At 71.5% G+C, this 20,035-nt stretch carries 19 protein-coding genes; 7 read left to right on the plus strand and 12 right to left on the minus strand.

Annotation, left to right across the window (positions count from 1 at the left end; translation table 11 throughout):
- Nucleotides 1-221: 221 nt before the first annotated feature.
- The 4 genes from ACWED2_RS41465 to ACWED2_RS41480 all read left to right on the plus strand — a co-directional run bounded on the left by ACWED2_RS41465 (nt 222) and on the right by ACWED2_RS41480 (nt 2,973).
- On the plus strand, nt 222-1,433 hold the full coding sequence (locus ACWED2_RS41465; protein WP_449695987.1) for a L,D-transpeptidase: 1,212 nt from the start codon (nt 222-224) through the stop codon (nt 1,431-1,433).
- A 184-nt stretch (nt 1,434-1,617) separates the two neighbouring features.
- The gene (locus ACWED2_RS41470) at nt 1,618-1,926 is read left to right on the plus strand and encodes a hypothetical protein (RefSeq protein ID WP_449695988.1); all 309 of its coding nucleotides are present in this window, start codon (nt 1,618-1,620) and stop codon (nt 1,924-1,926) included.
- A gap of 4 nt (nt 1,927-1,930) precedes the next feature.
- A complete protein-coding gene (locus tag ACWED2_RS41475; protein WP_449695989.1) occupies nt 1,931-2,482 on the plus strand; it encodes a SigE family RNA polymerase sigma factor in 552 nt (183 codons plus the stop codon).
- Between the two features lie 5 nt (nt 2,483-2,487).
- The gene (locus ACWED2_RS41480; protein ID WP_449695990.1) at nt 2,488-2,973 is read left to right on the plus strand and encodes a hypothetical protein; all 486 of its coding nucleotides are present in this window, start codon (nt 2,488-2,490) and stop codon (nt 2,971-2,973) included.
- Nucleotides 2,974-3,058: 85 nt separating this feature from the next.
- Here the strand turns inward: ACWED2_RS41480 and ACWED2_RS41485 are convergent, their stop codons facing one another.
- Nucleotides 3,059-4,393, minus strand: a complete 1,335-nt coding sequence (locus tag ACWED2_RS41485) for an MFS transporter (protein ID WP_449696003.1) — start codon at nt 4,391-4,393, stop codon at nt 3,059-3,061.
- A 237-nt stretch (nt 4,394-4,630) separates the two neighbouring features.
- Here ACWED2_RS41485 and ACWED2_RS41490 point away from each other — a divergent pair, with 237 nt between their 5' ends.
- A complete protein-coding gene (locus ACWED2_RS41490) occupies nt 4,631-5,224 on the plus strand; it encodes a PaaI family thioesterase (RefSeq protein ID WP_449695991.1) in 594 nt (197 codons plus the stop codon).
- Here ACWED2_RS41490 and ACWED2_RS41495 read toward each other — a convergent pair whose 3' ends face one another.
- The 11 genes from ACWED2_RS41495 to ACWED2_RS41545 form a co-directional block, all read right to left on the minus strand.
- A complete protein-coding gene (locus ACWED2_RS41495; RefSeq protein WP_449695992.1) occupies nt 5,225-7,876 on the minus strand; it encodes a tetratricopeptide repeat protein in 2,652 nt (883 codons plus the stop codon).
- Between the two features lie 60 nt (nt 7,877-7,936).
- Nucleotides 7,937-8,878, minus strand: a complete 942-nt coding sequence (locus ACWED2_RS41500) for a glutamate ABC transporter substrate-binding protein (RefSeq protein ID WP_449696004.1) — start codon at nt 8,876-8,878, stop codon at nt 7,937-7,939.
- 29 nt (nt 8,879-8,907) lie between these two features.
- The gene (locus ACWED2_RS41505; RefSeq protein ID WP_449695993.1) at nt 8,908-10,317 is read right to left on the minus strand and encodes a hypothetical protein; all 1,410 of its coding nucleotides are present in this window, start codon (nt 10,315-10,317) and stop codon (nt 8,908-8,910) included.
- Nucleotides 10,318-10,508: 191 nt separating this feature from the next.
- Nucleotides 10,509-11,639, minus strand: a complete 1,131-nt coding sequence (locus tag ACWED2_RS41510) for a sensor histidine kinase (RefSeq protein ID WP_449695994.1) — start codon at nt 11,637-11,639, stop codon at nt 10,509-10,511.
- Between the two features lie 65 nt (nt 11,640-11,704).
- Nucleotides 11,705-12,967, minus strand: a complete 1,263-nt coding sequence (locus tag ACWED2_RS41515) for a GAF domain-containing protein (protein WP_449695995.1) — start codon at nt 12,965-12,967, stop codon at nt 11,705-11,707.
- 84 nt (nt 12,968-13,051) lie between these two features.
- A complete protein-coding gene (locus ACWED2_RS41520) occupies nt 13,052-13,795 on the minus strand; it encodes a thiamine pyrophosphate-dependent enzyme (RefSeq protein WP_449695996.1) in 744 nt (247 codons plus the stop codon).
- Complete coding sequence (locus ACWED2_RS41525; protein ID WP_449695997.1) at nt 13,792-14,826, minus strand: ATP-NAD kinase family protein; 1,035 nt, start codon at nt 14,824-14,826, stop codon at nt 13,792-13,794. The genes ACWED2_RS41520 and ACWED2_RS41525 overlap by 4 nt, the downstream gene beginning before the upstream one ends.
- Nucleotides 14,827-15,032: 206 nt before the next feature.
- Nucleotides 15,033-15,257, minus strand: coding sequence for a heavy-metal-associated domain-containing protein (locus tag ACWED2_RS41530; protein ID WP_449695998.1), 225 nt, complete (start codon nt 15,255-15,257; stop codon nt 15,033-15,035).
- A gap of 64 nt (nt 15,258-15,321) precedes the next feature.
- Nucleotides 15,322-15,525, minus strand: a complete 204-nt coding sequence (locus ACWED2_RS41535) for a cold-shock protein (protein WP_004563013.1) — start codon at nt 15,523-15,525, stop codon at nt 15,322-15,324.
- Between the two features lie 207 nt (nt 15,526-15,732).
- Nucleotides 15,733-15,906, minus strand: a complete 174-nt coding sequence (locus ACWED2_RS41540) for a hypothetical protein (protein ID WP_449695999.1) — start codon at nt 15,904-15,906, stop codon at nt 15,733-15,735.
- A 213-nt stretch (nt 15,907-16,119) separates the two neighbouring features.
- Nucleotides 16,120-17,778, minus strand: coding sequence for a thiamine pyrophosphate-binding protein (locus ACWED2_RS41545; RefSeq protein ID WP_449696005.1), 1,659 nt, complete (start codon nt 17,776-17,778; stop codon nt 16,120-16,122).
- A gap of 135 nt (nt 17,779-17,913) precedes the next feature.
- Between ACWED2_RS41545 and ACWED2_RS41550 the strand changes: the two genes are divergently transcribed.
- Together ACWED2_RS41550 and ACWED2_RS41555 are read left to right on the plus strand one after the other, a co-directional pair.
- A complete protein-coding gene (locus ACWED2_RS41550) occupies nt 17,914-19,194 on the plus strand; it encodes a hydroxyacid-oxoacid transhydrogenase (protein WP_449696000.1) in 1,281 nt (426 codons plus the stop codon).
- Entirely contained in the window at nt 19,188-19,601 is a 414-nt protein-coding gene (locus ACWED2_RS41555) for an acyl-CoA thioesterase (protein WP_449696001.1), read from the plus strand. The genes ACWED2_RS41550 and ACWED2_RS41555 overlap by 7 nt, the downstream gene beginning before the upstream one ends.
- The last annotated feature ends 434 nt before the right edge of the window (nt 19,602-20,035 follow it).

Genomic DNA, 20,035 nt, shown 5'->3' on the forward strand with positions numbered 1-20,035 from the left:
CACCGGAACGTCGTAGGGCTCCCGCCCGGTTCCGTCGTACCCACCGGCTAGTCTGGCGCAGCACAGCGACACCGTGATCACCGGATACGGCTCGGAGTCGGCCGTGCCCCCTCCGTGAGAGCCCCCGGCGGCCATTGTGACGTTCGTCACGCTGTGGTTGCTCAACGTACATGGTCCACGGGGCGTCTCGAAGAGGGGAAGCACCAAAGGGGCAAAGGGGAATGGGTGTGACGGTGAGGATTTCCACGCGGCGCCGGGGCGCTGCCGTGGCGCTGGGCTTGGTCGCGGCACTCACGCTGGGGGCGTGCAGCAGCGAACCGACGGTGTCGGCGAGCGGCTCGTCGGGCGGGGGCCCGACCAGTTCGCCCGCCCCGACGGCACAGCCCGCGAAGCTGACGGTGACGCCGGCGGGCGGCGCCCAGGACGTCGCGCCCGGCGAACCGGTCGGCGTCCAGGTCACCGACGGCACGATCACGTCGGTCACGCTGACGAACCCGGACGGCAAGCAGGTCCAGGGGCAGGCGTCCGCGGACAAGAAGAGCTGGACCACCACCGAGCAGCTCGGCTACGGCAAGACCTACACGTGGTCCGGCCAGGTGCAGGGCGCCGACGGCAAGAACGTGGCCATCGGCGGCGCGTTCACCACGGTCAAGCCGAAGCGCCAGATGGCGGCCAGCCTGAACGTCGGTGACGGCCAGACGTACGGCATCGCGATGCCGATCGCGCTGAACTTCCCCAGCCGCGTCACCGACAAGGCCTCCGTCGAGAAGGCGCTGTCGGTCGAGACCACGCCGAAGACCGAGGGCTCGTGGGCGTGGATGGAGGGCGACGCGTCGGTGCACTGGCGGCCGAAGGAGTACTTCAAGCCCGGCACCCAGGTGAAGGTGAACGCCAAGATCTACGGCGTCAAGGTCGGCGACGGGGTGTACGGCAAGCAGGACGTCTCGGCCAGCTTCGCGATCGGCCGCTCCCAGATCGTCAAGGGCAACACCCAGCAGCACACCATGCAGGTGATCCGGGACGGCCAGCAGATCGCCGACTACCCGGTGAGCTACGGCCTCGACTCCGACCCGGGCCGCGTCACGCACAGCGGCGTGCACGTCGTCATGTCGAAGCACGCGACCTACTCGATGAGCAACCCCCGGTACAACTACACGGACGTCAACGTGCCGTGGGCGGTCCGGATCTCCAACAACGGCGAGTTCATCCACGGCCTGGCCGCCTCGGTCTGGGCGCAGGGCAAGAAGAACGTCTCGCACGGCTGCCTGAACCTCTCGCCCGCGCGGGCCAAGGAGTACTTCGACGGCGTCCTCACCGGCGACCCGGTCGAGATCACCGGCAGCACGCAGACGCTGAGCGCGAAGGACGGCGACTACAGCGACTGGACCTACGACTGGGCGAGCTGGCAGAAGCTGTCGGCGCTCGCCCACTGAACCACCGGCGCCGAGACAGCCGAACGGCCGGGAAGTCCACTGCGGGCTTCCCGGCCGTTCGCGTTTTCTCCCGAAGAACCCCGAAACCCGCGAAATCCGGTGCAACCCCGGTGATCACCCGCCGCATGACTAAGGGCAGAGGCGCAGCGATCCCCTGCCGCGCCCGCGAGAATGAGGAGCTGTCTTGCGTATCCGCATCGCCCTGACCCTCGGCGCGCTCGTGCTCGCCGGTGGCGCCCTGACCGGTGGCATCGCGCTGGCTTCGGAGGCGCAGGCGCCGGCCGCCCCCACGACCCAGGTGACCCGCCCGGGCGAGCCGACCGTGGCTCCCGCCCCGGCCACCCGGACCCGCTCGCAGGCGCCGAGTGCCGTCCCCGCCCCGCGCGAGGCGAGGCCGGTCCCCGCCACTGGCAAGGCGCCGCGCGTCCCGCGGGCCGTCCCGGCCGGGCCGACCGGCGACCTGCACCTGCCGGCGGTGTGGGAGACCCGGTAACCAGGTGATCTCCCGCTCCCGTCCGTCGACCGGGCCGGGCTCGCCGTGGGACGGCGAGTTCGCCCGGTACTTCGGCGAGCGCGCGCACAGCCTGCGATCGACCGCCTTCCTGCTCTGCGGGGACTGGCACCAGGCCGAAGACCTCACGCAGGCCGCGCTGCTCAAGATCTACCTCGCCTGGCCGAGGCTGTCGCGGCACGACGCGCTGGACGCCTACGCGCGCAAGGTCGTCCTGCGCACGTTCCTCGCCGAGCACCGGCGCAGCAGGTGGAAACGGGAGCGCCTCACCGACTCCCCGCCGGAACTCCCGGCGGAACCCGCGCGGGATCAGGACCTGCTGGTCCGGCAGGCACTGGCGGTCCTGGCTCCCAAGCAGCGCGCCGTGCTGGTGCTGCGGTACTTCGAAGACCTGAGCGTCGAAGAGACGGCGCAGGCGCTCGGCTGCAGCACCGGCACGGTGAAGAGCCAGGCCTCCCGCGGCCTGGCCACGCTGCGCAACCGGCTCGGCCCGCACTACCGTGCGCTGACGTTCAGCGCACCCACGGAGGGGAGGTGACGAACATGGACCCCGAAGACGACGTCCGCGCGATCCTGACCGGCGCGGCCGGCGGCCCGCAGCCGCCGATGCGCCTCGAAGCCGCCGACGTGATCGAGCGCGGCGGCCGGGTCCGGCGACGACGCAAGCGCCTCGCCGTCGCGGGCACTTCGGCCGCGACCGCGGTCGTGCTCGCGGTGGCCGGTTTCCTGGCCGGCCACCGCGTGGGCCCGCCGGAGCCGGTGCAACCCGCCGGCCCCGGCCTGTCCACGATCGGCACCACGGCCCCCGCCTCCTCGCCCACCGAGCTGCCGGTCCCGGCGACGTCCATCGCCCCGGCGCCGTCGACCGAGCCGGGCCCGACCCGGTCGCGCACCCAGCGGACGTCGACCCCGCAGGCGCCGTCCGCGGGGCCGCGCGAGAACTCCCGCCCGACGATGGTCACCTCCACACCGGCCTCGGTCACGGCCGCAACCCGGCCGGCAGCGCCGAGGGCGGAAACGACCCGCTAGCCGGCCCGAGAACGCGAACCGACCTTCGACGCGCGTGTGCCCCGCCCGGTGATCCGGGCGGGGCACACGGCTTTCCGGGGCCCGCTCAGCGCTGAGCGGGCACGGAGGCCGGCCGGCCGGTGTTGTCTTCGGTGTCGATCTGTTCCATCGGCACCTGCGACGTCTCCGGGATCTTGATGATCGGGATGATCGCGATCAGTGCCGCCGCCATCAGGTAGTACGCCGGCCAGTCCTCGTTGCCGGTGCTCTTGATCAGCGCGGTCACCACGACCCCGGCGGTACCGCCGAACAGCGAGGTCGAGATGTTGTAGCCGATCGCGAACGAGCCGTAGCGCACCCGGGTCGGGAACATCGCCGGGAACGTCGAGCCGATCACCGCGAGGATCAGGACCAGCAGGATCGCCACGATCAGGAACCCGACGAACAGCCACAGGATGCTGCCGGACTGCATCAGCTTCAGGCAGGGCCAGCTCAGCACCAGGAAGCCGATGGCCGCGGTGAGCAGCAGCGGTTTCCGGCCGATCCGGTCGGACAGGGCGCCGAGCGGGATGATGATCGCCATCTGGATGACCTCGACCGCGATGATGATCAGCGTCGCCGTGTTGTCGTTGATCTTCAACGTGTCCGTGAAGTACGTCGGCATCGTCGTCAGCAGCAGGTAGTCCGCCACGTTGAGCAGCAGCACGATGCCGATCAGGTTGAGGATCATCCGCCAGTTGCGGACGAAGATCTCCTTGAGCGGCGCCTTCTTCGGCGCCTCGCCCGCGGCCTCCATGCGCCGGAACTCGGGGGTGTCCTCGAGCTTGTTCCGCAGGTAGAGCCCGATCAGGCCGAGCGGCAGCGCGACGAAGAACGGGATCCGCCAGCCCCAGGCGTCGACCTGTTCGGGTGACATGGACAGCGTCACCGACAGCACCACGAGGTTGCCGAGCACGTAGCCGGCCAGCGTGCCGAGTTCGAGGAAGCTGCCGAAGAAGCCGCGGCGTTTCGTCGGGGAGTACTCGGCGATGAACGTCGCCGCTCCGCCGTACTCGCCGCCGGTGGAGAAGCCCTGGATGATCCGCAGCAGCAGGATCGCGATCGGCGCCGCGATGCCCATGCTGTAGCTGCCGGCGTACGTCGGCAGGACGCCGACCAGGAAGGTGCAGCCGGACATCAGCAGGATCGTGATGGCGAGGACCCGCTTGCGGCCGAGCTTGTCGCCGAGCGGCCCGAAGAACGCCCCGCCGAACGGCCGCACGATGAACCCGACCGCGAGCAGGGCCAGCGACTTCAGGACCGCGTTGCCCTCACCGGGGAAGAACTGCGTGCCGATGCTCACCGCGATCGCGCCCGAGGTGAAGACGCCGTAGTCGTACCACTCGGTGGCGTTGCCCATGGCCGACGCCCACACGGCGCGCTTGACGGTTCTCTCGTCCACTGACGGTTTGCCCGTCGTTGCTGCTGGTTCGCTCATGCCGGCGACGACTCCTCCCGTGCAGTGCCCGTTGGGCCGTTCGAGCTCATCGGCCCAGTCTTAACCGGCTCTCCCGCGTCGGCAGTCTGAGCCGTGAATTGGCTACGGTGGGGAACTTTCCGGCTACTGAGCGATGTTCGTTGCGGACATACCTCGCGGGTCGGGCGCAGCCGCCGGCTACTGGCGGGTTAACGTCAGCGCATGAGTCGTGTTTCTCAACCCTGGCCGCCGGTGCCGGTGGAACCAGCGGTCCCGCACCCCAAGGCGCCGGAACCGGGCACCGAGCTCGGCGTGCACTTCGCGGAGTGCTTCGGGTGCGGCGACGAGGCCGACGCCGGGTTGCACCTGCGCTCGACCGTCGGCGAAGGCCAGGTCGTGCACTCGCGGTTCACCGTCACCGCGGCCCACCAGGGCGCGCCCGGGCTCGCCCACGGCGGGCTGCTGGCCTGCGCGTTCGACGAGGCGCTCGGCTCGACGGTCGGCAACCTGATGCGCCGCCCGGCGGTGACCGGCAAGCTCGAGACGGACTTCCGGCGCCCGGTCCCGGTCGGCTCGACGCTGTTCATCGAGGCCCGGCTGGACGGCATCGCGGGCCGCAAGATCTACGTCAGCGCGGACGGCCGCCTCGACGCCGAGGACGGCCCGGTGGCGGTCAGCGCGCGGGCGCTGTTCGTCGTCGTCGGCTTCGAGCACTTCAACACCCACGGCGATCCGCAGGCGCTGGAGAAGCTGGCCGCGCAGCACGAAAAGAACCAGCGCGAGCGCGCCGAACGCGACTGGGACATCAACCCCTGATCAGGTGAGCGTCCGTGGCCGGATGGCGTTGGCCCGGTCGACCAGCTCGATGCGCTGCTCGATCGTGCCCGCCAGCCGCGCCAGCGCCCGGTAGCACCGCTCGAGGCCGAACCGCAGCTCGCGCTCCTCGAGCTGACACCCCAGCACGCGCGCGCCCGGCGTCGGCTTGCCCTGCTTGAGCCATTCGTGGGCGGCTTCGAGCACGCCGGCGGACAGCTGCGTCCGGCGTTCGGCGTCCAGCCGGAGCCGCTCGAGCCGGGCGGATGCGTCGAGCAGGTCGTGCTCGGTGACCGGGGTCTCGCGGCCGTGGGCCTTGGTCGTCGTCGTCTTGATCTTGATCGCCGCGACCTGCGCGTCGACGTAGTGGGTGGAGGACGGCGGCACGGTTTCGAGCACCTCGACCGCGCTCGACCGCGCCCCCTGCGCCAGGTACACGCGGGCGAGGCCGAAGGCGGCGCTGACGTACGTGCGATCGGTGCGCCAGACCAGTTCGTAGAACCGCGCGGCGCCGAAGTAGTCGCCGACGCCTTCGGCGCTGATGCCCAGGGCGAGCTTCGGGGCGATCTCGCCCGGCAAGTCGTCGTACACCGCTTCGAACGCGACGTGCGCAACCCGCGAACGGCCGCCCGCGAGCTCGATCAGGCCGCGGTACCAGTCGATCCGCCAGTCGTGCGGGAAGCCGTTCTTGATCGCCAGGTACTGCGCCGCCTGCAACTGCCGCTGCGCCTCGGCGAACTCGCCCAGCTCGACCCGGGCGCGCACGATCCGCAGCCGCACCTCGATCGACTCCCGCGGCGCGGTGGCCAGCGCCTCGATCGCGGCACGCGGGTCGAGCGCGGTCGTGGTGGCGAGCACGCCCGCGGCCGGGTCGTCCGTGTCCACCTGCGGGATCGGCAGCCCGGCGACGACCTCGTCGGCGCCCGGCAGCGGCACGCTGGCACCGGCTTCGGGCACCACGAGCTGCACGCCGAACGTGCGGCTCTCCGGGCCGAACACGGTGGACACGCCGGGCCGCGGCTTGCCGGTGCCGAGGGCCATGATCTCGCGCAGCACCCCGGTGAGCTGGTCGGCCATCTCCTCGGCGGAGAGGAAGCGCCGGTCCGGGTCCGCATGCGTCGCGCGCCGCAGGAACCGGTAGTACGAACCGAACAGCGTGAACAGCGGGACGGCGTCCGGGCCGGGCAGGGTCGTCTTGAACTTGCTGGTGTAGCCGGTGAACTCGAAGCTGAGCACGGCGAGCGTGCGCCCGACGGTGAACAGGTCCGACGCCACCGACGCACCCTGCGTGGGCAGTTCCGGCGCGCTGTAGCCGGTGGTGAAGAACAGCGGGCTCTCGTAGTCGTCGGTCCGGCGGACCGCGCCGAGGTCGATCAGCTTCAGCTGCTCGTTGGTCTGGATGACGTTGTCGGGCTTGAGGTCGCAGTAGAGCAGGCCCTGGCTGTGCAGGTAGCCCAGCGCGGGCAGGATTTCCAGCCCGTAGGCGATGACCTGGCCGATCGGCAGCGGCTCCGGACGGCGGCTTTCCCGGTGGTGCGCCAGCGCGAGCTGCCGCAGCGACTGGCCGCCGACGTACTCCATCACGATGTAGCCGGTGGTCGTCCCGCTGTGGGCGTCCGGGTGCTGCACGAAGTTGTGGATCTTGACGATGTTCGGGTGCTCGACCTCGGCGAGGAACCGCTGCTCGTTGGCCGCGGCCGCCATCGCCGTCGCGTCCCCGGTGTCGATCAGTCCTTTGAGGACGACCCAGCGGTCGCTGACGTTGTGGTCCTGCGCCAGGTAGATCCAGCCGAGGCCGCCGTAGGCGATCGCGCCGAGGACCTCGTACTGGCCGCCGACGAGCTCGTGCGGCTGCAGTTTCGGGAGGAACGAGAACGGCGCGCCGCAGTTCTCGCACTTGCCTTCCGGCGAACCGGGTTGCCCGTCCTTGCCGCGGCCGACCTTCGCGTTGCAGCTGCCGCAGAACCGCTTTTCCTCCGACACCACCGGGTTCGTCAGCACCGCGGACGCGGGATCGCGCGCGGGCACCGGCGGGACTTCGACCAGCCCGGCGCCGAGCCGGCCGCGCCGCGACCGGGACGTCCGCGACGACGTCCGCCGCGAGGTGCCGGGGAACGAGCCGGGTCCCGAACCGGAGCCGCTGCCGGTCCCCGTTCCGGTTCCGGTTCCGGTGCCCGTGTGCCGTCCTTCGCTGGTGCGCTCGGGCAGCACGCTTTCGGTGCCGGGGTCCGGCAACGGCGTCCCCGGCCCGGTGTCCGGCCGCGGCAGCGGCGGCATGATGCTCTGGGTTTCCGGCGCGGGCGCGGCGAGCACGCTCGTCGGCTGTGGCGCGTCGGGGTCCGGGCGCACGGCCTGCGTCGGCTCGACCGGCGGCGCGACGGGGTTCATGCTGCCCGGCGGGCGCGTCGGGTCGTCCGCGCCGGGGATTTGCCCCCGGGCGGGGGCCGGCTGGCCGCGCGGCGGCGTCGGCGGACGGCGCACGGGTGCGTGGAAGACGGTCTCTTCGCCCCCGGACGGCTCACCCTCGTCCAGGCGGCCGGAAATCGACGGCTCCGGCGTCTCCCACCGCACCGGTGGCGGCGGTTGCCAGTTCGGCTTGGCCACCTGCCCCTCGTCCGGCGCGGCGTGCCGAGGACGGCGCGGCTCCTCCGACACTGCTACCTCCCGGATCCCTGCGACGTGCGGAGATCGATTCTAGTCGCGCTCAAGTTGCGTTCACTGGTACTGCGGCGACGGCGGCGAAGCCGGCCCGAGCCGGGCTTCCACCCAGCGGCGGTAGCTGTCCTGCCACACGCCGTTGCCGCGGATCTGGTCGAGCACCGCGTTGACGTACCGGACCAGGTCTTCGCGGTCCTTCGGCACGCCGACGCCGTAGTTCTCCTGCGTCAACGGCTCGCCGCGGACCTCGAGCGTCGAGTCCTGCGCGGCCATCCCGGCGAGGATGGTGTCGTCGGTCGACACCGCGTCGACCTGGCCCTGCTGGAGCATCACCAGGCAGTCCGACCAGTTGTCCACCGAGACCGGCAGCGGTTTGGCCGGGTCCGTCGCGATCTTCGCCAGCGACGTCGACTTCTTGGTCGCGCACACCCGCTTGCCGCTCAGGTCCGACAGCTTCTGCGCCTTCGACTCCTTCGGAACCAGGATCTTCTGGCCCGCCACGTAGTACACGGAGGAGAACGCGACGTCCTTCTTGCGCGCGCAGGTGATGCTGTAGGTCCGGACCACGATGTCGACCTGGTGCTTCTTCAGGACGTCCTCGCGCTGCGAAGACGGGATCGCGCGGAACTGGACGTGGCCGTCGGCCGAGCCGAAGATCGCCTTGGCGATCGCGTTGACCAGGTCGATGTCGAAGCCCTCGAGGTTGCCCGAGGTGGGGTTGCGGAACCCGAACAGGTAGGTGGTCTGGTCGACGCCGGCGATCAGCTTGCCGCGCTTCTTGATGTCGGACATCGTCGAGCTGTCGGGGACCGCCGTGCTGCCGAGCGGCGCCAGGCTGGCCAGCGGGTTGCAGCTGGTGTCGGAGCCGCCGCCGGCCGTCGCGTCCGGGCCGCCGACGTGCGCGGGCTGCGGCCAGGCCGCGTTGCTGACCGGCGCCGGGTCGACCGGTTTCCCGGCGCTGCCGCAGGACGCCGCCAGCAGCGCGACGACCGCCAGCACGCCTGCCCGGACTGTGCTCCGCCGCCTGCTCACCGGTACTCCCTCAGTCGCTCCCGGATCCCCATGGTGACACCCGCCGCGGCGACGATCGCCAGCACGGCCAGGCCGGGTGCGAGGAAGGTCAGCGCGCGGTCGCCGTTGTGGGTGTCGTCGAGGAAGTCCTGCCTGCCCACGTCGATCGCCGCCTGGAGGCTGTCGTCGAGCTGCCGGAACGCCGGCGCCGAGCCGCCCTGCGCGTCTTCCTGCACGGCGGAGTTCACGGCTTCCTGGTACGCCCCGGCGTTGTCCTGGTCGCGCACCTGCCCGTGGGCCTTCAGCCAGTCGGCCGCGGCCTTCGACGCGTCGTCGACCTTCGCGGCGCCGGCGCCGTCCTTGATCAAGCCACGGGCTTCGCCGAGGAGACCGCCCTGGCCGTCTTGGCCGACCAGCTGGACCGCCTTGTCGGCGAAGTCCTTCTCGTACGCCCCGCCGTCGCCGCGGGCGACCAGCGTCAGCGTTTCGTCGGCGCGGGCCTGCAGCGCGGCGATCCGCGCGCGGACGAGCACGTCGACCCGGTGCGAACCGTCGTCCTGGCCGCTGCCGACCAGGCTGCCCTGGACGATCAGCGCGACCGCGCCCCACAGCAGCGACACCACGACGGCGGCGGTGGCGACGACGAGCCCGACGTTGAGCAGCCGGTTGGTCCGCCGGGTCAGGTAGACCTGGGCGACGATCAGCGCGGCCAGCAGCGCGACCACCAGGATCGTCGCGAGCCATGGGAAGCCGGTGGCGCTGTCCTGCTCTTCGATGAGCCGTTCGGTGTCGATCCGGTAGAGGTCCTGGGCGGCGGGCAGGATCTTCGCCCGCATCAGCTCGGACGCCTCGCGCAGGTAGGACGCGCCGACCGGGTAGCCGAGTCGGTTGTTCGCCCGCGCCGTCTCGACGAGCCCGGTGTAGACGGGCAGCTGCTGGTTCAGCATGTCGACCGGGGTGGCCGCGTCGGCGACGTCCGCGGCGTCCGAAGCGGCCTTCGCGAGCGCGGCGCCGGCTTCGGCGATGTCCCGCTCGTAGCGCTGGCGGAGCTGGGGCGGCTCGGTGCCGATGGAGAGGAACGCGCTCGCGGCGGTCGCGTCCGCGTCCGAAAGCGAGCGGTAGACCTGCTGCGACGCGGCGGCGAGCGGCTCGCGGTGGTCGATGACGCCGGAGATCGTGTCGTCGCGGTCCTGCACCGACAGCGTCGCGACGAGCCCGGCGACGAGGGCCAGCAGCACCAGCCCGACGGCGATCACGGTGAGCCTGCCGGGCGTGGTCGCGGCCGACCGGATGACCGCGCGGACGCCCTGGCCCGGCAGGTCGAGCAGCCCCAGCAGGCCGCTGCGGCCGCCGGCGCGGTCGCGGCCGTCCGGTGGCGACGGTGGGGGTGCCGGCGCGGGCGCCGGGGCCGTCGCAGTGCTGGTCATCCCGGAATTCCTCCCCCTGCCATCCGGGGCCTCGCCCCAGGCCGGGGGCTTGGCGACCCGGAGCCCCCGAAAAAGATCGCTGTGAGCCGTACCCGCAGAAGGTAGCCGAGTCGCCGCGCGCGCAGCCACCGGCACCGCCCGCTGTCATCAGCACGTGATCTGCGCGGACGTGTTCCGGCGCACACCGGTGCTCAGGTCCGGACTTCCGCCAGCACGCGCCAGTGGCCGTCTTCGGGGCCCGACGTCAGCGTGCCGCCGGCGAGGGCAAGCCGCTCGCGCATCCCGGCCAGGCCGAATCCTTCACCTGTCCGGGTGACGGGACCGAGGGCGTTGCGGACGTCGAGCCGGACGCCGCCGGGTGCGTGGCTCAGCCGCATCCGGATGTCTTCGCCCGGCGCGTGCTTACCGGCGTTCGTCAGGGCTTCCCGCGCGATGCCGACCAGGGCGACCACCGCCGCCGAGGCGAGCGGCCGGGGTTCGCCGTCGGCGTCGAACGCCACGGTGACGCCGTGGTCACGAGCGTGCGCGGCGGCCGTCGCGGCCAGGGTTTCGGTGAGCGGCAGGACGTCCCGGCGGAGCGCGGCGACGGCGTCGCGCGCCTCGGCCAGCCCGTCCGCGGCGAGCTTCCGCGAACGCCGGACCGAGCGCAGCGCACCGTCCACATCGGACTTCTCGGCCAGCAGCGCCTCGGCGAGTTCGAGCTGCACGCCCAGCGCGCCGAGGGAATGCGCGAGGACGTCGTGGAGCTCACGGGCGATCCGGGTGCGTTCGTCGAGCGCGGCGGCGCGGGCGTGTTCGGCCTGGGCGAGCCTCGTCTGCTCCAGCAGCGCCTTGCTCTGCGTCGCCTGCACCTCGTACTGGCGGCGGTTGAGCCCGAGCAGCACCAGCAGCAGCATCACGCCGGCGTCGGCGAGCGACTCGCCGAGGGGGTGGCCGGCGAGGGCATGCGACGTCACCGCCAAGGCGACGTCCAGGACGCCTGCGGCGAGGATCGCGCCGACGGTGACCGACGTGAGCGTCGCGAGCCGCCCGAGGGCGATGACGGACAGCAGGATCGCCGACGAGTCCCCGGCCCAGCCGACGATCGCCGCCGGCAGCGCGCTCGCGGCGGCGAGCAGCGCGGCCGCCGTCTTCGGCAGGCGGGAGGCCAGGAGGACGAAGCCCAGCCAGCACGCGGTGGCGACGCCGTAGGCGGTCCAGACGCGCGGGTCCGGCTCGCGGGCGGTCAGCAGGGTCGCCGCGAAGAAGAGCGTGCCGAGCAGCTGCACCACGAGCCAGCTCGGGGCGATGGTGTCGGGCAGGCGGTTCGGCACGGCGTCCATGATCCCCTGCCTGGTGCGCTGGCTGGTTCGCTGCCCGGTGCGCTGCCTGGTGTGCTGCCGGGCGGTCAGCCGCGGATGGCCGGGGCGAGCGAGTGCGGGAGCACGGCTTCGGGGTCCGGCGGGCGGCGGACCACCACCTCGACGTCGTCGGCGAAGCGGTACGGCTTCGCGCCGAGGATGCCGCCGAAGTGCCTCCGCAGCCGGGACATCTCGGCGCGGACGGTCACCGTCCGGCCGGCGTCGCCGAACAGGTCGGCCGACAGTTCGGACGCCGACCGGCCGTCGCGGTGGCTGGCCAGCACGTACAGCACCTCGGCGTGGCGGGGGCTGAGCCGGTGCGTCCAGGTCCCGGCGGCACTGGCGACGGTGAGCTCGGGCGCGCGCGGCGAGCGGACGTCGAGCACGACGCGGGTGGGCGGGGCGGCGTCGTTCTCGGTCAGCCGGAGCAGCCAGCCGCCGGGCACCGGCTCGACCGAGCAGTCGCCGTACGTCGGCAGCCAGGTCCGCCCGGGCCCGAGGCCGGTGGGCAGCGCGACCCGGTCGACCGGCGCGAGCCCGGCGGCCGCGGCGACCCAGCCGTGTTCGTCGGCCACCATCGCGGGGCCACCGACCTTCGCGAGGACAGGTCCGGCGAAGCCCCTCAGTCTCTCCAGTTCGGTGAGGTGGGTGGTGCGCAGCTGGGCCTCCGCGAGCCGCGTCACGGCGTCGACCAGCGCCAACGTCGTGGCGTGGACGGTCGAGGCCGGGCCGGAGAGGTCGACGACGCCGAGCAGCCTGCCGTCCCGCGGGTCGTGCAGCGGCGCGGCCGCGCACGTCCAGGAGTGCTGGGCGCGGACGTAGTGCTCGGCGGAGTACACCTGGAGCGGGCTGCGGGCGACCAGCGCGGTGCCGATCGCGTTGGTGCCGACGGACTCCTCCTGCCAGTCGACGCCTTCGACGAACCCGAGCCGGTCGGCGCGGCGGCGGACGGCGGCGCTGCCGTCCCGCCAGAGGACGGCGCCACCGGCGTCGGCGATCACCATGATGTGCGCGGCCTGCTCGGCGAGGCTGATCAGGCCGCCGCGCAGGACCGGCAGGGCCTCGGCCAGCCCGCTCGCCCGGCGCCGCGCTTCCAGCTGTTCGAAGGTCAGGACGGGTGCGGCGGCCCGGCTGTCCGGGTCCAGGCCGAGGCGGCGCATCCGCTGCCAGGACGCGCCGATGACCGGCCGCAGCCGGCTGGGCAGCGCCTGGCCGTTCAGAGCCGCTTCGTGCACCTGCGCGAGGACACGGGCGTGCCGCCGGGGATCCGCCCCGGCCGGCAACGCCGCCTCGAGGTCTCGCTGCCCCAACCGCCGCTCCTTGTGCTGTGCCTCCTCGGAGTCTGCCGTTTCGGCCGGATGATCGGTAGGTGTCGCGCGTCGCGGTTCTCGCGGTCAGTAAGAGAGGTAAACGTCGGTTTCGCAGTCGCCGGCCGCGGATTCGGGAGCGGAGACCGAGTTTTCGATCAGCCGGGCGACTTCGGCGTCGATCGCGTCGAGCGCCTGTTCTCGCAGCTCACCGCTGTCGGTGACGCGGGTGCGGAACCTCTGGAGGCAGTCGCTGACGTGCCGTGGGAAGCCGGCCTCGATCAGCGTCGGGCCACCGCCGCCGCGGGCCCGGCCGACCGCTTCGCCCGCTGCTTCGTGCACGGCGAAGAAGTCGGATCCGTCGACGACGACCCCTGGCACGCCGAGTCCGGCCACCCGATCGGCGTAACCGGTGTCTTCGGTGACGAAGATGACGGGCAGGTGCCAGGCCGACGCGAGGTTCAGCGCCTCCAGCGTCGTCCCCGGGCCGTCCTCGAGGAACGCCACGCCGACGCCGCCGGTGTCCTGCTGTTTCGCGGCGACGGCGACGCCGCAGATCAGCAGCGGAACGCCGCCGAGCGGGTCCGTCGCGCGCAGCCGGTGGTGCCGGAGCTCCGCCAGGACGGCTCGGACGTCGACGCCCTTGGCGATGCGGTGGGCATGCCGGCGGTGGGTGCCGGCGATGGCGTCACGGCTGTCGAGGTGGAGGCAGACGCCCGCGGCCAAGGCCTCCTCACCGGCGTCTCGGCGGTCGCCGGTCGCGCGTACCTGCTCTTCGACGGCCCGGATGGTCCGCATCACGCGGTACGCACCCTGGAGGGCGTCCGTCATTTCCGACGCTCCTTCCCCGGTTCGGTTTCCGCGCGCAGCAGCCCTTTCCGTGCCGCCTCCGCCATCGCCGCCCGGACGTCGACGACCCACGGCCCGTCCGGTTTGAGCTCGACGAACGCGCTCTCGCCGGTTTTGAGTTCGAGTTCGCGCTCGCCGTCGAGCGCGATGACTCCGCCCGCCGCGGCGAGCTCGACGCGCACGCCGGGCCGCAGGAGCCCCCAGCCGCGCACGCCGACCGGCCGCACGAGCCCGGGCGCGATCGGCGCGTGCACGACGTAGGGCGTCTCCTCGACCGGTCCGAGCTGCAGCGCGACGCCGTCCGGGCTCGACCGGGGGCTCGGACAGAGTTGGCCTGGAACGCTCGAGAGGCCGATCCCGTCCGGCTCGGCGAAGGTGCAGTACAGCTCGGTGAGCGAGGACGGGTCCCACAGCGCCCGTGCCCCGATGTGCCTGCTCAGCGACACGCAGACGTCGACGAGCGCGATCTCCCGGCGTGCTTTCGTGACGACCTCAAGCATGCTGACGCGGTGGGTGACGAGGTCGGGGTCGATCTGCCCGGTGGCGATCAGCCCGGCGGCCAGGCCGGCCACGGTCGCCTCCCGCACCTGCGGGAAGACGTTGTTGGTTCCGGTGGAGAGGGCGAGGAGCGGAACGTCTTCGCAGGCCTTGGCGGCGACCCGGGCGGTTCCGTCCCCGCCGAGGACGACGATGACGCCGGCGCCGGCCTCGACCATGCGACGCACCGCGTTCGTGGTGTCGGCGGCGGTGCCGGTGAGGGCGTCGTCCTCGCAGAAGTCGACCTTCGGCCACGAGCCGCCACGGCCGAGCGCGCGCAGGACGGCGGCGGAGATCCCGCCCAGGTCGGTCGAGACGAGGGCCCGGTCGAGCCCGGTGACGGCGAACGCCGCCAGCAGCCGCTGGACCATGTTCGCCTTCTCGGCGGTGGGGAACACCGACGCCTGCGCGACCAGCCGGCGGATGTCCCGCCCCGATGCGGGGTTCGCGACGATCCCCGCCACCGTTTCACCCACCTGGCCTCCCGTTCCGTCACCGGAGAACAGGAGACTCCGTGAACGGGCCGAACGGAAGGGTTGCAGGGCGTTGCAGTGTGCACCATTGCGCGTGACCAAAGCGACGTAGATCACATCGCGCGTCCCACCCGGTGATCTCCAGTGGACTGTCCAACCTGGAGCCGTGGACGGGGAAGAACCAACCGGGAGGAGGTCCCGATGGAGGACTACGGGACCAGATCGGCGACGCCGCTGTAGGTGAAGCCGGCTTCTTCGACCGCGGCTCGGACGGCGTCCTCCGCCAGAGCGGATTCGGCTCGCACGAGCACTCGGCCGGCGGCGACGTCGACCTCCACTCCGGTCACTCCGGGCAGCGCCGTGATTTCTTCGGTCACCGACTGGGCGCAGTGCCCGCAGCTCATCCCGGAAACGGTGTAACCGTGCTCGATCATGGTGCGCAGCCTACGAAAAGGGCCGCCACCCCGAACGGGTGACGACCCTTTCCCAAGATCAAAGTCAGATCACGGTGACCGACGTGGCCTGCGGGCCCTTCTGGCCCTGGCCGATCTCGAACTCGACGCGAGCGTTCTCCTCGAGGGTGCGGAAGCCGTTACCCTGGATCTCGCTGTAGTGAACGAAGACGTCGCCGCCACCGTTGTCGGGGGTGATGAAGCCGAACCCCTTCTCGGAGTTGAACCACTTCACAGTGCCCTGAGTCATCAAAAATCTCCATGTGTAACACCAAAACAGGAAGCCACTTCGGCGACCCGGGTCAGCACCCGGACGGTTTGCTTCCTCGGCGAGGAGACACTACGCCCGCGGATATTCTGCGAGCGTGACTCATCACGAACACAAAAATCGAGACCATAAGCAGTAAAGCACACCTTGACCAGGGCGGACAAGCCATCTTCACCCGGGCGGGGTGAGCTATTCGCCACTCGCCGGACGCAGCCCCTCGGTGGCGAACGGGGAACGCCAGGTGGCATCCCGGTCCGCGGCCACCACGGCGTCGTCGTGGGCCTCTGAGCTGGCGCTGAACAGCACCGGTACGACGCCGGAGGACTTCCGCGCCGGTTCGGATGCGTGCTGGTGATCGGTCACGTCGAAACTCCCCTCGTTCCCTGCCCGCTTCGGCGCGGGTCATGACCGTGATGGTGCCATGCGGCACCGACAGAAACCGGTTGTCTCCCGCCGGGACCCGGCCGGGAAGGTTCAGCGGCGAACCACCACCGGAACACCGTCAGGTTACCCGAGCCAACGCCCTGCTACCACACGACATTCCCAGCTTTTCCGGAACGAAACAGAGCAAAACCGTTACTGGGCGGGAGGTTGCGGACGCGCCTGCCCGAGCAGGGCCGAGATCCGCACGTCCGGGGTCACGACGTCCGGGTCCGTCCGCACGTCGATGACGCACGGCCGCTGCCGCACCAGCGCGCTGGCGATGATCGGCTCGAGCTCTTCACGATCGTCCACGGTGTACCCGGCCGCGCCCAGGCCACGCGCCCACGAGGCGAAGTCGGTCAACGGGATGGAGACCCCGGTGAGCCGGCCGTAGGTGCGGGCCTGGTGCATGGCGAGCGCACCGTGCACGCCGTTCTGGAAGACGACCACCATCACCGGCGCCCGGTACCGGACGGCGGTTTCGATCTCCTGGCCGGTCATGAGCGTCCCGGCGTCGCCGACCATGGCCACGACGGTCCGCCGCGGCTCGGCCAGTTTCGCCGCCACGGCGGCCGGCACGGCGTAGCCCATGGCGGCGTTGCTCGGGCCGAGCTGGCTGCGCGGCGCCGTGAAGCACCAGTAGCGGTGCATGAACTGCGCGAAGTTGCCGGCGTCGCTGGTCACGATGGTGTCCTCGGGCGCCAGCTTCCGCAGCGCGCGGACGACGTCGACCGGGTGCACCCGGGTGTTCCCGCTGGTGTCGGGCGGGGTCATGAAGGTGTGGACGGCCGCGTTCGCCGCCGACGCCCGCCGCGTCCGTGGCGACGCCACCTCCCGCAGCTCCCGCAGGAAGGGTTCGACCTCGGAGTCGACGCGGAAGGTGAGCCCCCGCCGCTTCGGGCTGACGTCGATGCCGGTGCCGACCATGACCAGCGTCTGCTGCGCGGTCGGGTAGCGGTACGCCTGCGTCGTGACCTCGTCGAGCTGGGTGCCGAGCGCGAGCACCAGGTCCGCGCGCTCGAGCGCGTCCAGCTGCCGGGCCGGGATGCCCAGCCCCAGGTGACCGGCGTAGCGGGCGTGGTTCTCCGGGAAGGCGTCCTGCCGCCGGAAGGCGTTGTAGACGGGCAGCGCGAGCTCATCGGCCACGGCGATCAGCTCGTCCCGCGCCGACCGCGCCCGCCCGCCGACGATGACCACCGGGTACTTGGCCTCGTCGACCAGCTGGGCCACGGCGTCCGCCGAACGGCCCAGCGTCCCGGACGCCGGCGGCCGCACCCGCGCCATCGGCTTCGCCGCGTCGTAGGGCATGCCCCAGACGTCACAGGGCACGCCGAGGACGACCGGCCCCGGACGTCCTTCCTGCGACGTCGTCAGCGCGTGCGCGAGCAACCCCGGCAGCCCGTCCGGGTCGGTCACCCGCAATGTCGACTTGGCGATCGACTCGAACATGGCCGTGAGGTCCGACGTCGGCAGCTCCCCCGACGAAGACGGCACCGGTTCGGCCGCCGGCGTCTCCAGCAGCACGACCATCGGCGTCTCGTCCTGGTACGCCGTTTGGACGCCGATGGCCAGGCTCGCCGCGCTCGGCCCCCGGCTGGCGAGCAGCACGGCGGGCCGTTCGGTGAGCTTCCCCTCGGCCTCCGCCATGAACGCCGCGCCCGCGTCGTGACGCGCCGAGACCAGCGTGATCTCCCGCTCGCGTTGCAGGGCGTCGAGCAGTTCCAGGAAGGACTCACCGACCACCGCGTACACGCGGCGGACACGCGCCTCGGTCAGGATCCGCACGGCCGTCTGGGCGACGGTCGCTCCCAGTTGGTATCTAATGAGGAGAGCTTAGGCGGGCACCGTTCAGTGCAGTCAAGTGATCTTCACCGAAACCGGACAAGGATAGGCCGAATGTCCGCTTTGACCGACTGGTAGCCGATCAAGGGAGCGAGGACCGCAGACTTGGCCGCGACCGAACATGAAACTGTTTTTACTTATGGTGCCCCGGCGCTGAAGTACGGCACCGGCGCCAGCGACGAGATCGGCTACGACCTCACCCAGTACGGCGCCCACCGCGTGCTCGTCGTGACCGACCCGCAGGTCGCCGCGACGGGCTGGCCCCGCCGCATCGCCGACGGCATCGCGGGCTACGGCATCGACACCGAGATCTTCGACGGCGTACACGTCGAGCCCACCGATGTCAGCATGCAGAAGGCGGTTGACTTCGCCCGCGGAACAGGTCCGTACGACGCCTTCGTCGCCGTCGGCGGCGGGTCGGCCATCGACACCGCCAAGGCGGCCAACCTCCTGACGAGCAACGACGGCGACCTGATGGACTACGTCAACGCGCCCGTCGGCGGTGGCCGCGCACCGGCCAGCCCGCTGAAGCCGCTGGTCGCGGTCCCCACCACCACCGGCACGGGTTCGGAGAGCACCACGGTCTGCGTCCTTGACGTGTTGTCGCTGCGCGTCAAGAGCGGGATCAGCCACCTCCGGCTGCGCCCGACCCTGGCCGTCGTCGACCCGCGGCTCACGGTCAGCCAGCCGCCCGGCGTGACGGCCGCCAGCGGCATGGACATCCTGTGCCACGCCGCGGAGAGCTACACCGCCAAGCCGTACACCGAGTTCGAGCGCAAGCGCCCGGAGCAGCGCGTGCCGTACTGCGGCTCGAACCCGCTGGCCGACATGTTCGCCGAGCAGTCGCTGCGGCTGCTGTCGTGGGCCCTCCCGGCCGCGGTGCGCGACGGTGCCGACCTCAAGGCCCGCGAGGCCATGGCCTTGGCCGCGACGTTCGCCGGGCTCGGCTTCGGCAACGCCGGCGTGCACATCCCGCACGCGAACGCCTACCCGATCGCCGGCCAGGTCAGGGATTTCCACCCGGACGGTTACCCGGGCGAAGAGCCCATGGTCCCGCACGGCATGGCCGTCTCGCTGACCGCGCCCGCCGCGTTCCGCTTCACCTTCGACGCGGCGCCGGACCGCCACCTGCGCGTCGCCCGCCTGCTGGCACCCGACTTCGAGTGGCCCGGCGACTTCGCCGACCACCTGCCCGCGGTGCTGATCGACCTGATGCGCCAGATCGGCATCCCGGACGGCATCGGTGCCGTCGGCTACACGGAGTCCGATGTGGACTCGCTCGTCGAGGGAACGCTCAAGCAGCAGCGCCTGCTGGCCACCGCACCCCGCGAGGCGTCGGCGGACGACCTGTCGGGCATCCTGCGCGAGTCGGTGTCGCTGTGGTGAACGGTTACCCGCACTGGCAGACGATCCCGTTGCGCTGGAAGGACAACGACGTCTACGGGCACGTCAACAACGTCGTCCACTACTCGCTGATGGACACCGTGATCAACACGTGGCTCATCGAGCAGGGCGGCCTCGACATCGAAGCCGGGGCGGTGATCGGGCTGTGCGTCGAATCGCACTGCGCGTATCACTCATCGGTGTCCTTTCCTGGTTCGTTGAGGGTCGGCTTGCGGGTGGCGCACCTCGGGAAGTCCAGCGTCCGCTACGAGATCGGGATGTACGCGGCCGACGAGTCCCTGGTCGCGGAAGGGCACTTCGTGCACGTCTTCGTCGACCGCGAGTCCCGCCGGCCGACACCGGTCGCCGGCAAGCTGCGCGAGGCACTGGAAGCACTGCAACCCGGCTGACGTGCACCGCCACCGTGTCACCTCCCTCTCCGGCGGTGTTGGTCCGGGCCGTCTTCTTCCCGTACTTCCGATCATGCCTCACGGCACCGACAAACCCGGCTGTTCGGCCCGAGTTATCCACAGCCAGCCCGGACATCGGCGACTTGTCCACAGATTCGCATTGGGGGGTTCCACACCCCGTCGACCGCGATAAAGTGGAAAGCGCAGGAGATCGGTCCACAGTGGACGAGCTGTTTCCTTGCCGGATCGGCTAGTAACACGGATGGCGGCCTAGGCGTCGATCCGGTTGCGGCGGCAGAGTGGTGAGCAGACGGCTCGAGAGTGGTCCCCCGACCCGTCGCCGGCAGGCGTCCCCGCGGCGGTCGCGGCACCCGAACACAGAAGTGGGCCAACAGTAGTGGTCGCGCGTCCGCTCCCGGGGCGTCTGCCGGGAG

The sequence above is a fragment of the Amycolatopsis sp. NPDC005003 genome, from assembly GCF_053600695.1.